Origin of the sequence: Bradyrhizobium sp. SEMIA (assembly GCF_014844175.1) — a bacterium.
In the GTDB taxonomy this organism is placed as follows: Bacteria; Pseudomonadota; Alphaproteobacteria; order Rhizobiales; family Xanthobacteraceae; genus Bradyrhizobium; species Bradyrhizobium arachidis.
In genome coordinates this window covers 3,277,672-3,289,868 of the sequence record NZ_CP046601.1, presented here as the reverse complement: position 1 = coordinate 3,289,868, position 12,197 = coordinate 3,277,672, and the positions used below count along the sequence as shown (strand labels likewise).

Here is a 12,197-nt window from a genome sequence, read left to right as displayed (position 1 = left end):
CCTGTTCGGCACCCATACCCAGCCCGTGAAAAAGCCGAAGCCGAAATCGCGGCAAGGATGAAGGATACCATGCCTGGCCTCGCCGAATGCCAGAGCCTCCTGCGCCTGTTGATCGCGAGGGGCGACCCCAAGGCCATCCCGCTCGCCAAGGGCGCCATCGATCAATATCTGAACACCGCGCCGGTCAGCGCCCGCGGGCGCGGCCTGCGCGTGCTCCAGCGCGATGCGCTCGATCAGTACGGTGTCGCGGTCGGCGTGCAGCGTTCGTTCGCCGAGACGGTGGATGCCTATATCGAGCGCAAGCTGGCCGAGGAATGAGGCGGCCGCGGGCAGCCAATCTTGCCACGCCCGTGCGCGGCTAGTTCATCTTGCGGCGCAGCTTCTGGATCACCTGCTGGAGGCTGGCTACATACTCTTCAATGAGGCGGCGAGCTTCCTCGGTCCGCGAGAGCTTGGCGGGCGGCGGGTCCTGTATCTTTGGAGGCTGGCGATCCATGGTTACAAGCCGCGCTGTTTGTCAGGCGCTCGGCTTGATCTATCGCAAGGGAGCAGATCCTATTTTTCGAACCAGGACCGGATGGGAACCAATCGGCTTAACATGGGTTAAGCTTGCGGGCGTTCTGTCCGGAAGCGGTTGGCATGATGCCGAATGACCGGGAATGGATCGAGATCCTTGTCGAGACGCGGATGAGGCGCATCCGCGCCGGCAACCAGGCCACGCTCCAGATGCTGCAACGGTCCATCGAGATGATCGCGTCCGCGGAGGCGCTGCTGGCCGCACCCGTGCCCCGGGTCTGGCCCAGATCGCAAGATCGGACGGAAGAACTGTCTGAGCACCAAAGTGACGCCGATTAACCTGGGGCAGGGAAACGCCCCTGCGAGAGCTGTATTCTCCTCCGCATGACGGATGACGATGAAAAGCGCGAGGATTCCGTGGTGCATCTCTGCCGCCGCTGCCCGGAATGCGAGGCATGGCCGAGGCTCGCGGACAAATTCCTGGACCCGCGCAGCGGCACGACCGTCCGTGTCTACCTGTGCGCGTGCGGCAAGCGCACCTGGGGTGACTGAATTCCGCTGCAGCCTTTCCTCGAAAGGTGTATGGTCACGTCATCACCGGCCGAGGCTCTGCCCGTAGGCGTCGGTGGCTGAGAGACCGATCGCGCTCCCGCCTGCATGAGCGAAGGGAGCGCGGCCATGATCGGCAAATCACTCATCGACAGCGTGCACGAGCTGGCTGCCGAGATCAGCGAGCAGAATGCCCGCATCCGCGAGCTGACGGCGCAAGCGGCCAGCGTGCTGAAGCAGCCGCGGCCGGACACCTTCCTCGGCCGCAAGACCCATGAGCCTTTTCCGAAAGAACAGGATTTCAGGACGGGCGTGACGGATTGACGATGCGACCCGATGTGGCGCCGGACGCCGCCTGCTTGAGCAGGCCGATCTTGCGGCCGAGCTGCCAGACCTCGACATTTCCCTGCCGGGTGAACTGCCGCGCGAAGGCGAGCGCCTTCTCGTCCGACAGGGCCTCGAACGCTTCGGCGGAGCGGAAGACGCCGTTCTCGCCGACCAGATAAGCGCGGTATTGCTGCGTCATGTCGGAGCCCTCAGGCCCGGCGAGCGAAGCCAGGACTCGATCTGTATCGCCGTCTCGTCCTGCCGCGCCTTGCGCAGCAGCATCTCGCGGCTGCGGCCCGGCGGCAGCGCGCGCGCCTGATCGCGCAGGCGTGTCACCTCTTCGGCCAGTCGCTGGTCGAGTGTCTTGGTCTGCTTGAATCGACGCCGCTTCTGCATGGCGCTGCTCCCTTGTTCGAGTGCGGGCGGGAAGCGCAATTGGCGTTCTCATCACCGATCGTTACCTCGGGCCTTGCGGTGATGGGTTAACCTTACGTTCCTTCCAGGCGGAGAGTCCGCATCATATGATACGTCGCTGCGAAGATTCTTTTGGCCAAGTCTGAGGCGTTTGAGCGAATTACTCATTTTACTGCGGTGCGATTTCTCAAGCTCGATTTTGAACAATGATGACCGCACGTCGTTGGCCAGACATCACCGGCCAAGGCTTTCGTCCGTAGGCGTCGGTGGCTGAGAGACCGATCGTGCTCCCGCCTGCAATGCGAGGGAGCACGCATCATGCGGATTTTCCGACCATTGCCTGTCGATCATGAGCAGGCCGAATTCATGCGGAAGTTGGCGCATGAATGCCGCGAGCTGTTGAAGCAACCGCTGCCTGATACGTTTCTCGGACGCAAGACGATGGATGCGCCGCGGAAGGAAGACGGGCAGGGCGGCGACGATCGTGGGGAATGAGGTTTGTGCCTTGGCTTGCGGGGAGCACGACTTCGCGCATTGCGCAGAACACCAAAACGAGCGTTTGACTGTGTTCTCTATTTGTTCTATGTAGCTGCATCTCAACCTTTGAGCGAGCCGTGATTGATCATCAGTCGCGCCTCGAACCTGCGTGGGGCGGCCGATGAGTAATTCGTTTCTCGCCTTGGTCTTGTTGGAATCCCCCGCAACTCCGGACATGGTCGCGCTTGCCAAAGCCGTTCGCGCGCGACATCCCGAACTGCCGATGGAGGTGGAAGGAGGCGACGAGGGCGCTCGCCAGGATTCGCCGCTCATTCGCTGTGGCAACGAACTTGTTGCGGTGATGTCGATGCCCGCGCCCATTCCAGAGGACTCTGGGCTATGGGCGCGCGCTTCGACGACATGGCCGCAAGCCGAGACGGTTGCGGCGCGCCACAGAGGGCATCTGATTGTTTCGGTGCTTGGCCAAAACCAACGGCAGCTGCCCACAGCTCGTCTGACGACGGCAGTCATCGGCGCATTGATTGCGACCATGCCGCAATGCTGCGGCGTGGTCTGGAATGGCAAGGTCGCGCGGCCGGCCGATCTGTGGCTCGACATGTCCAGCCGATCGTTCGCACCGTTCCCCGACTATCCCGTCTCGTTGTGGGTCGACATCCTGCCGTTCCGGTCGGACGTGGGCATCGGCGCGGTGACGATGGGGCTGTCGGCATTTGCCGACCGTGAGATTCAGTTCGAGACCCGCAAGCTGCCGCTTGCAACATTGCTCGACAAGGTCGACGGCCTTGCCGCCTATCTCGTCGAGCATGGACCAGTGGTCAAAGACGGCGATACGTTTGGCCGCGACGAACGTGAGCGCTTCGCGGTCAGATACAAGAACTCCGATCAGTTCGGCGGTCTGCCGGTGTTGTTCTGTAGCGACGGTTCGGTGCAATAGGGGCATGATAGAGCTAGATGACTTGCGGAAGGAGTTGCGCGTCGCATTCAGAAGGGTCGTTTGACACGTCGGGCAAAACACTGGCAGAATGGCATCATCGAGATGAGTTCGGATCAAGCCCGCGGGATGCCGCGGGCTTTATTGTTCGGCCATTGATATTGGTTCGTTGCATGTCACGACTTCGGGCACGACGTTCAATGGGGGCGGTTATGGATGACGAAAGGGCGGTTTCGATTGCGAAACGATCGCGAGCGCGGAAACGCCGCTACTACGAAATGGGACCTGACTACAGTGTAGGCGGCAAGCCGGGTTATTGGCTAGAAGACGAAAGTATCCTTCCTCCCTACGAGGTATTCCGTCTGCCGGCTTCTACGGCGCCTGCATCATTCGTGTTTGATAAGTCGAAAGGTAGTTTGCCGTACGACCTCGAGCCCTATTACGGTTGGTGGCTCATTTCGGATCGAACAAAGGCAGTGTTAGAGGGGCTTGACCCGGAGGCCTTTGTGTTTGTGCCGTGCCATGTGCGAGTGCCGCAGGGTAGCTACCACGGGCCGGACTATTGGCTCTGCGATGTTGTTCGCGTTCTCGACGCGCTGGATGAATCGCAATCGCGTCTAATCATTCGGATTGAGGACAATCCTCGCTCCCTCGATTTTGGAAAGAAGGTCTACCTGGCCCTGCCGGGCTCCAAACGGGTCTTTACGGAGGCTGCAATCGGCAAAGCGCATATCTTTCGGATGGCTCATGCTGAGGCAGACGTCATATGCGATCAAGACATGAAGGACGCGTGCAAGGCGGCGGGTCTCAAGAGAATTCGATTCAAAGACGTGTCGAAACCTTGAGCGCCCAGCCTCAGCCTCTTCATGCGATGATGTCTGGTTCGCTTGCAGGCGCAATGCTGTGCTGAATGCGCGCGAGACGCTGGCGCGTTCGATTCCATTAAGAGTTCAAGTCGACCAGTTTTGTTCGGCATGCAGAGAAGCTCGGGTTGCGCACTAGCGATCCTTCCGCGCGCTTCGTGCCGTCCACCCGACCAATCTTATGAGCGATGTGAAGGGCGCGCGATTTGCAGACGTCTGCATGGACAGCGGGCCTCGCGGCATTCAAATGCGCAGATCGAGGGATCGATGATCGTACCTCACCACGCTGCCGCAAACAACGCAGGCGAAGACCACGCCATAGACCTTCCTGACGGAACATGGGCATCAAGATGAGCGCAGCGGCTCGCGCTCACCGGCCGGGCTCACGCTAGCCCGCGATCTGCGCGCCGCCTCGTTTGTATATCGGGTTCGCTTGCTGCGACGTTGATCGCGGTTCGAGCGCCGATACGTTCTGCGCGCGACCCGAGTCGCAAGTGGCAAGACTTGTCCTCGTTCGGCCCGCCGAGCGGAGCATTGCTCTCCGAATCGCATGCGTCGCGGATGATGGCCGCTCCGTCTTCAAGCTCAAGCATTTCAGAAAATTGCAATCCGGTTTGGCAAGCTCGCGCGGCTCCCCGCTGCAGTCGCGCTCGCTCACCTCCATGGGTTTCCGCGTCGAAATTCATCTGCCCACGCCCCAACGAGGGCTCAATTGATGAGGGAGCATGTCTATTTTTTTCGATCATCATATTATCCTTGAGCGTTTTAGGAATCACCCAGCATTTCGCGATATAGACAAGGAAACGTTCGATATCGATTCTCCCGCAAACCGTATCTATTTGCCGGCTGATCGGAATCTTGCCGCCAAACTAAATGTTTCGCCTCATCCGGGAAGGCACGTTTCTTCGTATGTCGAAGCCGTCTGTAAGACGCTGCATCACATCGCACAGACGCCAAGCCCCAGCGATCGAGCTGAAGAGATAAGGAATCTCATTGATGCGATGCGTATCGGCTTTGCCAACGAGGATCTTTACGTGAATGTACCGATCGGCAAAACGGACGAGGACGTTGCTCTCGGTATAGAGAGGGTCTTCAAGGACTACAGAGCGTATCGCGACCGGTACCCGGACAAGCTCAGGAAAATTAAAGAGCTTGAGCAAAGAGGAGCAGATTCCGGCCTGCAGCATCTGATTAAATGGTGGCTCTACCTGGACAATGCCGAGAAAGAGAAACTGATCGATGAGGTGATCGCCCGAAATCCTGGCGTCAATGTAACTTCAGGCAATCGGGATCTGGACGGGACGCGGTGGCGATCCAAGTTCGCAGCGACTGATCCCTCGTCAAGTGGTTTTCGCACACCCGGCTCGGCCCCAGTCAACGCGACCGACTTTCCGCCGCTACCGGGCTACAATTCACCGGCTCTCGCAGGTCTGAACGAACCAGAGGGGTTCAGGCGAAGTGATCCGCGCTTCACAGGTGTGCTACCACCTTCTCTTGCGCCTAGTCCGAATGAACGACAGTTAGGCCAACTACCTCCGACCACCGCCGCGCCAACAGACCCATTGGTTCTTAGATTTGACCCGATGACTGGCGCGCCACTGCCATTCTACGAAAATCCGCTAATGCGTGATGCTCCTGGCAACGGTTCGTCTCTGGCACAGGATATTCTCCCTTGGTTGGCGGGCGGGGCCGCACTCGGCATAGCAGCCCCGTTCGTTCCGGCGTGGTTGGCCGCAATCCTAGCGGGTCTAGCGCTAACTTCTCGGGTTGCCAATGCGCAGGAGCCAGGTTCCGGAGCTGCGAGTGACATCGTAACTGATCCTGGAGGAGTATTCTCAACGGGCGCGCCCGCGTTCAACGCGTTCATTAACGGGGGCATGGCTGGCAACACGACGAGGAGCGGTGATCTTGTGTCACCGATGCCTGGATCGCCGCTCAGTCAGCGCGCGCCGCTTGGTCAAGACGCTGGGTCCGGCGGTTCCGTTTCCGATCGCTTCGGAAACTGGACCGACACGCCAGTTGACACGAGGTCTGTCGCGCCATCGAACGCACCAGGAGCTCCGCTCGCTGCTGACGCTGTCGCACCCGAAGAGGTTCGGCGTCTCACCCGCGTGAACGCGTCGAATGCGGGTAGCGTGTTCACGTCCGGGAGTACACCAGTCCCATATCTGCCTTCCACCGAGTTTGACGATCGGTTTGGCAACTGGACCGTGCCGACTGCTGACGGCCGGTCACGGCAGACGAGCGGGCCGATCGGCGGGCTCGCGAACGAGCCGAGCTACGTCATTCAACCACCGATTTTCGGAGTGGATGATCCGGGCAACCCGCGCAATGATGCTGATGAGTGGTTCTCCCGCTGGATACGGCCGCTCCTTCGCCCGGAGTGAACGTCAAGCTACGGAGTCTCGCGCCGCGTGACGTGCCGCATTTGATACGTCGGGCAAAACACCGGCAGAGTGGTATCATCGAGATCAAATCAGATCACGCCCGCGGCGCACCGCGGGCGTTGTTGTTTGATCGCATTTGAGATCTTCGTACGCTACGCCACAGCGGCCGGACCGAACCAGGTCGTGAGTGCCTCCACAAGTCCGCTTTCGCTCTCGTCTCCAACCCACGCCACATGCCCGTCGGGTCGCACCAGAACCGCATCGGGCGCGTTGACTTGTCCGATGGCGGGAAGTTCCCAGGCGCCGTCGTAGCTGGCGTTGATCGCGCTGAGGCGATTGGTCCAGGGCGCAATGTCGAAATTCCGTGCCTCGCCGAAATTAAGCAACACGCCTTGCGCGCCGTGCAGCAGCGTGAATAATCGCAACGGCCGGCCTTCGATCACCAGATCGAGATCAGGCATGCGGCGCCCCAGCAGCGGATGGCCTTCGCCGAGATCGTAGCGGATATCGAGCCCGCTCATCATTGCGCCAAAGCGTTTTCGCGGCTCGTCCATGGCAAGCAGCTCGAACATGATGTCGCGCGCGGCGTTGAGGCCGTCCTCGGCGCGGCGGAGCAGGGCGATCTGCGCCCTGGTGTTGCGCAGCACGCGCGCGGCGACGGGATGACGCTCAGTGTGGTAGGTGTCGAGCAGGATTTGGGGCGAGATGCCCTTGACGACCTGCGCCAGCTTCCAGCCGAGATTGACCGCGTCCTGCACGCCGGTGTTGAGGCCTTGCCCGCCGACGGAATGATGGATGTGCGCGGCATCGCCGGCGAGCAGCACACGCCCCTTGCGATAGGAGACGGCCTGCCGCGCCGCATCGGTGAAGCGGGAGATCCAGGCGGGATTCTTGAGGCCGAAATCGGTGCCGTAGACGGCGACGAGCGCCTCGCTGAGATCGCGCAAGTCCGGCTCGCCGGTGCGCTCGAGCGTTGCTTCGGTCACGACGACCAGCACGCGCCCGCTCTCCGCCTTGCTGAGACCATGGAAGCCGAGCGCGTCGTGACGCAGGCCGAAGGCGGGCTCTTCGCTCATCTCGACCTCGGCCATGAGATTGCTCAGCGTCGGATCGGAGCCGGCGAAGTCGATGCCGGCCGCCTTGCGCACCTGGCTGCGGCCGCCGTCACAGCCGACCAGATAGTCCGCCCGCAGCGTCTTGTCGCCGGACAGGGTCACGTCGATGCCGGTCTCGTCCTGTGCGAAGCCCGTCACCACGCAGTTGCGATAGACCGGCACGGCGAGCTCGGCGACCCAGCCCGCCAGGATGCGCTCGATGTGGCTCTGCCGCAGCGCAAGGCCGTAAGCGTGGCGCGTGGCGAGATCACTGATGTCGAGCCGGGTCCAGGCGAAGCCCGCGAGCTGGGCAATCTGTCCCTCGCGCAGGAAACGATCCGCGATGCCGCGCTGATCGAGGATCTCGATGCTGCGCGCGTGCAAGCCGCCGGCGCGCGTGCCGACCAGCTCATGGTCCGCGCGCCGCTCGAGGATGGCGACATCGACCTCGGCGAGCGCGAGCTCGGCGGCCAGCATCAGCCCGGTCGGGCCGCCGCCGGCGATGATGACTGCATGGTCGCTGGCTGCCGCGCGTGTTGCGCCGGCTCGGCCGCGCGAGCTGGATGTCGGAAGCAATACAGGCATGTGGTGACCCCTCGGCTTGTGGTTGGGCGGGGGTTCTACGGCAGGAGCGGGGACTTGAAGCAAGCCCCTTGCGCACCACATATTGAGCTGGGAGGAGGGACTTGCGTGTCAGCGCTCGCCGCATTGGCACGTCGCCGGTCCGCCTAATCGTCCTTAGACACATCGTCGGGCTTCGTGGGAACAGTGATGGTGCCGCCATCGCCGTGCACGAGATCGCGGCCGTTGTCCTCGCTCTCGCCGGCGTCCTCGATGATCGCCTCTTGCGTGTCGCGCTCCTTGTCGACGCGCGGCTTCGGTCCCGGCAGATCTCGCGATGTCTTTGGTGATGTCCTGGGTGAAGTCTCGACTGTCATTGGTGGTGCTCCTGATCGGCTAACGCTGCTTCCGCCAATTCGTTCGTTTGACACGTCGGGCAAAACACTGGCATAGTGGCATCGTCGAAAGAATTTGGTTCAGCCCGCACGGACAATCCGCGGCGGGCTTTTTCATGTCTGCCTCTTCGTGCTTGCCTCGTCATGTCTGCCTGGTGTGACGACGCATCTCGCGCGATGCGGCGTTGACACGTCGGGCAAAACACCGGCATATTGGCATCATCGAGAAACGTTCGTAACGCCCGCGCGGAGAAATCCGCCGCGGGTTTTTTCGTTCTCGATCCCAGACTCGGACGGTGGCCCACGCATCGCGGCCACGCACTCGCTTATACGCGCCTAAGGGAGCGCCGATCGGCGTGCTGCCGTCCGAACCATTGCTGGCCGTGCACGCGCGAACGTGCCGGCCTCGCGGCGCTGGGCGCTGTTCGCCCGCGTCGCTGCGGTCTCCGGGACCGGAGATAGGGTTCGCGCCCGAAACGATCGCGCCTCATTGCGCGATCTGCCGCGCATTTTCTTCTGAAGGAGAGATGATGACCGCTTATCTGATATCGCTCGCGCTCGCGGGCCTCGTTGCCATCGTGCTGTGGGAGACGTTCTCGTGAGCGAGGACATGAAAATCGCGCTCGTGAGTGAGCCGGTCCGCGTCCTATCGCGAAAGAAGACGTCCAGCGCGCGCACCCTGACCGAGATCCGCTCGCTCGCGCGCAGCCACACCAGAACGGCCATCCGTGTGCTCGTCGGCATCATGCGCAGCGAGGACGCAACGCCGGCGGCGCGCGTCTCGGCGGCCAACGCGATCCTTGATCGCGGCTGGGGCAAGGCCGCCCAGCCGGTCGAGAACGGCGAAGACGGGGTGCTGGAATTGATTCACCGGATCGAACGCATCATCGTGCACCCGAACAGCTCTAACGGCGGTGATGCCGTTCACGACGCTTGAGACAGCGGCGATCTCGATCCCCAATCTCGCCTCGCATGATCGTTTGACACGTCGGGCAAAACACTGGCAGAATGGCATCATCGACAGAAGTTGGTGATGCCCGCGTGGAATCCGGCGCGGGTTTTTGTTTGATGCCTTCTGCTAGTTCCTGGTCTGCTGACCTGTCCGGCGTTGTCCGGCGTAGGCGCGCTGCACCTGGTCGCTGCAATAGGACAGCCTTCGGCCATCGCCGGTAAAGTGCCCGTTGTTGATGATCCAGAGGATGACGGTCTTGTCGTCGATCTTCTTGAACATCAGGTTCTCGCGGTCCGGAGTAGAGGCCTTGTCTTGCACGCTGATGGATTCCGAACCCGAAGCAGGCTGCATCGTGCAGGCCGCGCCGAGTCTAACGGTGTCGGGAAGCTGAACCCGCGTGTTTTCGATCTTGCAGATGTTTGAGGCTGTCGTGATCGATTTGCCGGAGAACGCAACGATGGTGTCGTTGAACTTCGCGCAGCGGTCCTCGAAATCCCCGCCTGCCGCCGCGTAGACACCATCCCGCGGGTGCGCCTCCTTAAGGGCTCGATCCTGCTCGGCCTGCTGCTTCGCTTCCACCTTGGCTCTCAGCGTGGCCTCGGCAAGCGCGCGCTGCGTCGCCAGAGGGCAATAGGCCGCACGCCAGGGAGGATCCTTGAGCTTTCCGTTCAAGCTCTTCTGAACGGGAGATCGTCGTCTCATCGAGCCGTTTGATCAACATCACCTCGTTGAATTGCCTGTTCTCCCAGTTGGGATCGCGCGGGTTGAGATTTTGCGCGAGATTGTAGTCGTCACAGACCATTTCGACCTTCAGCGAGTCCGGGCCAAGATCGGTGATTCTCTTGACGTCGCAGCCCCATTCGTAACCGCTGACCGACTTCTCGCCGAGGTCGATCGTAAGGCTGCCACTTTCATCGCAGGATGATTGGAAATTCTTGCCGGGCTCGGCATAGACGCCGGCTTTGGGACGCCATTTGTCGAATGCCGGTGCAGACCGGTCCTGTGCGAGGGCGGCAGACGCGAATGTGGCCAGTGTGAGCACCAGCATCGCATGGTTCAGAAGTTTGAGGGCCGACGACTTCTTCACGCAAATCTCCCGTACCTCGTCAGATCGAATTCCGCGTCTGCGATCCCCTGCGGGTAAGATAGTTAAGCAATTATCCTGAGTTGAGCATGCCGGCCGAAGCTGCACCATCGTGAGCGCGGGCGGAGTGTGCGTTGGCTTTCCCTCTCTCGAATGGAGTTGGATATGTCCTGGGAAGACATGATGCGGAGAATCCTGCAGCCCAACCCGACACGGCAAACACCGAAGAGTGGTCCGCGATGTGGCGCAGGCGCACCGGCCTGCGCTAGGGCGAGCGAGCGCATCCATTGTCCATCCTGAAAATTCCGACGGCCAAAATCTTCGAGCCGCTGCTGGGCCCAGCGCGCTACAAGGGCGTTTACGGCGGTCGCGGCTCGGGCAAGTCGCATTTCTTCGGCGAGCTCCTGGTCGAGACCTGCCAGGCCGAGCGCGGCACGCTCGCGGTCTGCATCCGCGAGGCGCAGCGGACGCTGGCGCAATCGTCGAAGCGTTTGATCGAAGGGAAGATCGCTAGCCTCGGTCTCGGCCACGGCTTCAGGCTGTTCAGCGACAAGATCGAGACGCCCGGCGACGGGTTGATCATTTTTCGTGGACTTCAGGATCACACGGCGGACTCGATCAAATCTTTAGAAGGGTTTCGCATCGCCTGGATTGACGAAGCGCAGGGCCTGAGCGCGCGCGGTCTCGCGCTGCTGCGGCCGACGATCCGCGCCAAGGACTCCGAGCTCTGGGCGAGCTGGAATCCGCGGCGCAAGAGCGATGCGATCGACGATTTTCTGCGCGGGCGAGAGCCAGACGGCGCCGTCATCGTGAAGGCGAACTGGCGGGACAATCCCTGGTTTCCGGATGTGCTCGAGGAGGAGCGCTTGCTCGACCAGAAACTCTATCCGGAGCGCTACGATCACATCTGGGAGGGCGAATATGCGCGCGCCTTCGAGGGCGCCTATTTCGCCGCGCTGCTGTCGGAAGCGCGCGCGCAGGGCCGGATCGGAAAAGTCGCTGCGGATCCGCTGCTGCCGCTGCGCGCCTTCATCGACATCGGCGGCGCGGGCGCGGCCGCAGATGCCTTCACCATCTGGATCGTGCAGTGGGTCGGCAGCGAAATTCGCGTTCTCGATTACTACGAGAGCGTCGGCCAGGTGTTGGCCTTTCACGTCAACTGGCTGCGCTCGCGCGGCTACCGCAACGCGATCCTCTATCTGCCGCATGACGGCCTCGCCGCCAACAACATCACCGGCAAGCGCTATGAGGATCATTTGCGCGAAGCCGGCTTTACGGTCGAGCCGCCGGTGAAGAACCAGGGACCAGGTGCAGCGATGATGCGGATCGAGGCGCTGCGGCGGCTCGGCCCGCAGCTCTGGTTCAACGAGGACACGACCGAGCCCGGCCGCGAAGCGCTCGGCTTCTATCACGAGCGCAAGGACGAGGTGCGCAACATCGGTCTTGGCCCCGAGCACGACTGGTCGAGCCATGCTGCCGATGCGTTGGGACTGATGGCGATCTGCTACGAGCAGCCGGGCAGGGTGGCCGCCTTCAACCGGCCGATCCGATATGCCGAACAAGGATGGGCGTGAGAATTCGGCTGGCCAGCGCGCGAAGAGGTCAGGCTGAAATCGCCATCGCGCT

At 61.7% G+C, this 12,197-nt stretch carries 16 protein-coding genes; 9 read left to right on the top strand and 7 right to left on the bottom strand.

What is annotated here, in order from left to right; genetic code table 11:
• The first annotated feature begins 69 nt into the window (after positions 1–69).
• A complete protein-coding gene (locus FOM02_RS16140; protein ID WP_027562466.1) occupies positions 70–318 on the top strand; it encodes a hypothetical protein in 249 nt (82 codons plus the stop codon).
• Between the two features lie 40 nt (positions 319–358).
• Here the strand turns inward: FOM02_RS16140 and FOM02_RS16135 are convergent, their stop codons facing one another.
• Positions 359–496 carry a hypothetical protein gene (locus FOM02_RS16135; RefSeq protein WP_167336485.1) on the bottom strand — a complete coding sequence of 46 codons (138 nt, stop codon included), beginning with the start codon at positions 494–496 and terminating at the stop codon, positions 359–361.
• 143 nt (positions 497–639) lie between these two features.
• Between FOM02_RS16135 and FOM02_RS16130 the strand changes: the two genes are divergently transcribed.
• Both FOM02_RS16130 and FOM02_RS16125 read left to right on the top strand, forming a co-directional pair.
• A complete protein-coding gene (locus FOM02_RS16130) occupies positions 640–855 on the top strand; it encodes a hypothetical protein (protein ID WP_092215973.1) in 216 nt (71 codons plus the stop codon).
• Between the two features lie 339 nt (positions 856–1,194).
• Positions 1,195–1,389: a hypothetical protein gene (locus tag FOM02_RS16125; RefSeq protein ID WP_084334722.1), complete on the top strand. Its 195-nt coding sequence runs from the start codon at positions 1,195–1,197 to the stop codon at positions 1,387–1,389.
• On the opposite strand, the gene FOM02_RS16120 is transcribed toward FOM02_RS16125, so the two are convergent.
• Positions 1,367–1,591, bottom strand: a complete 225-nt coding sequence (locus tag FOM02_RS16120) for a hypothetical protein (RefSeq protein ID WP_265441874.1) — start codon at positions 1,589–1,591, stop codon at positions 1,367–1,369. The two genes, FOM02_RS16125 and FOM02_RS16120, sit on opposite strands and share 23 nt — an antisense overlap.
• On the bottom strand, positions 1,588–1,788 hold the full coding sequence (locus tag FOM02_RS16115) for a hypothetical protein (protein ID WP_027562468.1): 201 nt from the start codon (positions 1,786–1,788) through the stop codon (positions 1,588–1,590). The genes FOM02_RS16120 and FOM02_RS16115 overlap by 4 nt, the downstream gene beginning before the upstream one ends.
• A gap of 336 nt (positions 1,789–2,124) precedes the next feature.
• Here FOM02_RS16115 and FOM02_RS16110 point away from each other — a divergent pair, with 336 nt between their 5' ends.
• The 4 genes from FOM02_RS16110 to FOM02_RS16095 all read left to right on the top strand — a co-directional run bounded on the left by FOM02_RS16110 (position 2,125) and on the right by FOM02_RS16095 (position 6,485).
• On the top strand, positions 2,125–2,301 hold the full coding sequence (locus FOM02_RS16110) for a hypothetical protein (RefSeq protein ID WP_167380798.1): 177 nt from the start codon (positions 2,125–2,127) through the stop codon (positions 2,299–2,301).
• 217 nt (positions 2,302–2,518) lie between these two features.
• Entirely contained in the window at positions 2,519–3,238 is a 720-nt protein-coding gene (locus FOM02_RS16105) for a DUF4261 domain-containing protein (protein WP_265441873.1), read from the top strand.
• 209 nt (positions 3,239–3,447) lie between these two features.
• Positions 3,448–4,080 (top strand): imm11 family protein, encoded by a 633-nt coding sequence (locus FOM02_RS16100; protein ID WP_265441872.1) that lies wholly within the window; start codon positions 3,448–3,450, stop codon positions 4,078–4,080.
• A 743-nt stretch (positions 4,081–4,823) separates the two neighbouring features.
• A complete protein-coding gene (locus FOM02_RS16095; RefSeq protein WP_265441871.1) occupies positions 4,824–6,485 on the top strand; it encodes an AHH domain-containing protein in 1,662 nt (553 codons plus the stop codon).
• A gap of 152 nt (positions 6,486–6,637) precedes the next feature.
• On the opposite strand, the gene FOM02_RS16090 is transcribed toward FOM02_RS16095, so the two are convergent.
• Both FOM02_RS16090 and FOM02_RS16085 read right to left on the bottom strand, forming a co-directional pair.
• Positions 6,638–8,164: an FAD-dependent monooxygenase gene (locus tag FOM02_RS16090; protein WP_265441870.1), complete on the bottom strand. Its 1,527-nt coding sequence runs from the start codon at positions 8,162–8,164 to the stop codon at positions 6,638–6,640.
• A 143-nt stretch (positions 8,165–8,307) separates the two neighbouring features.
• Complete coding sequence (locus FOM02_RS16085; protein ID WP_265441869.1) at positions 8,308–8,517, bottom strand: hypothetical protein; 210 nt, start codon at positions 8,515–8,517, stop codon at positions 8,308–8,310.
• Between the two features lie 616 nt (positions 8,518–9,133).
• Between FOM02_RS16085 and FOM02_RS16080 the strand changes: the two genes are divergently transcribed.
• Positions 9,134–9,472 carry a hypothetical protein gene (locus tag FOM02_RS16080; RefSeq protein ID WP_322596965.1) on the top strand — a complete coding sequence of 113 codons (339 nt, stop codon included), beginning with the start codon at positions 9,134–9,136 and terminating at the stop codon, positions 9,470–9,472.
• 141 nt (positions 9,473–9,613) lie between these two features.
• On the opposite strand, the gene FOM02_RS16075 is transcribed toward FOM02_RS16080, so the two are convergent.
• A complete protein-coding gene (locus tag FOM02_RS16075) occupies positions 9,614–10,066 on the bottom strand; it encodes a hypothetical protein (RefSeq protein ID WP_265441868.1) in 453 nt (150 codons plus the stop codon).
• Positions 10,026–10,574: a hypothetical protein gene (locus tag FOM02_RS16070; RefSeq protein ID WP_265441867.1), complete on the bottom strand. Its 549-nt coding sequence runs from the start codon at positions 10,572–10,574 to the stop codon at positions 10,026–10,028. The genes FOM02_RS16075 and FOM02_RS16070 overlap by 41 nt, the downstream gene beginning before the upstream one ends.
• A gap of 284 nt (positions 10,575–10,858) precedes the next feature.
• On the opposite strand from FOM02_RS16070, the gene FOM02_RS16065 reads away from it, so the two are divergent.
• Positions 10,859–12,145 carry a PBSX family phage terminase large subunit gene (locus FOM02_RS16065; RefSeq protein ID WP_265441866.1) on the top strand — a complete coding sequence of 429 codons (1,287 nt, stop codon included), beginning with the start codon at positions 10,859–10,861 and terminating at the stop codon, positions 12,143–12,145.
• Positions 12,146–12,197: the final 52 nt, after the last annotated feature.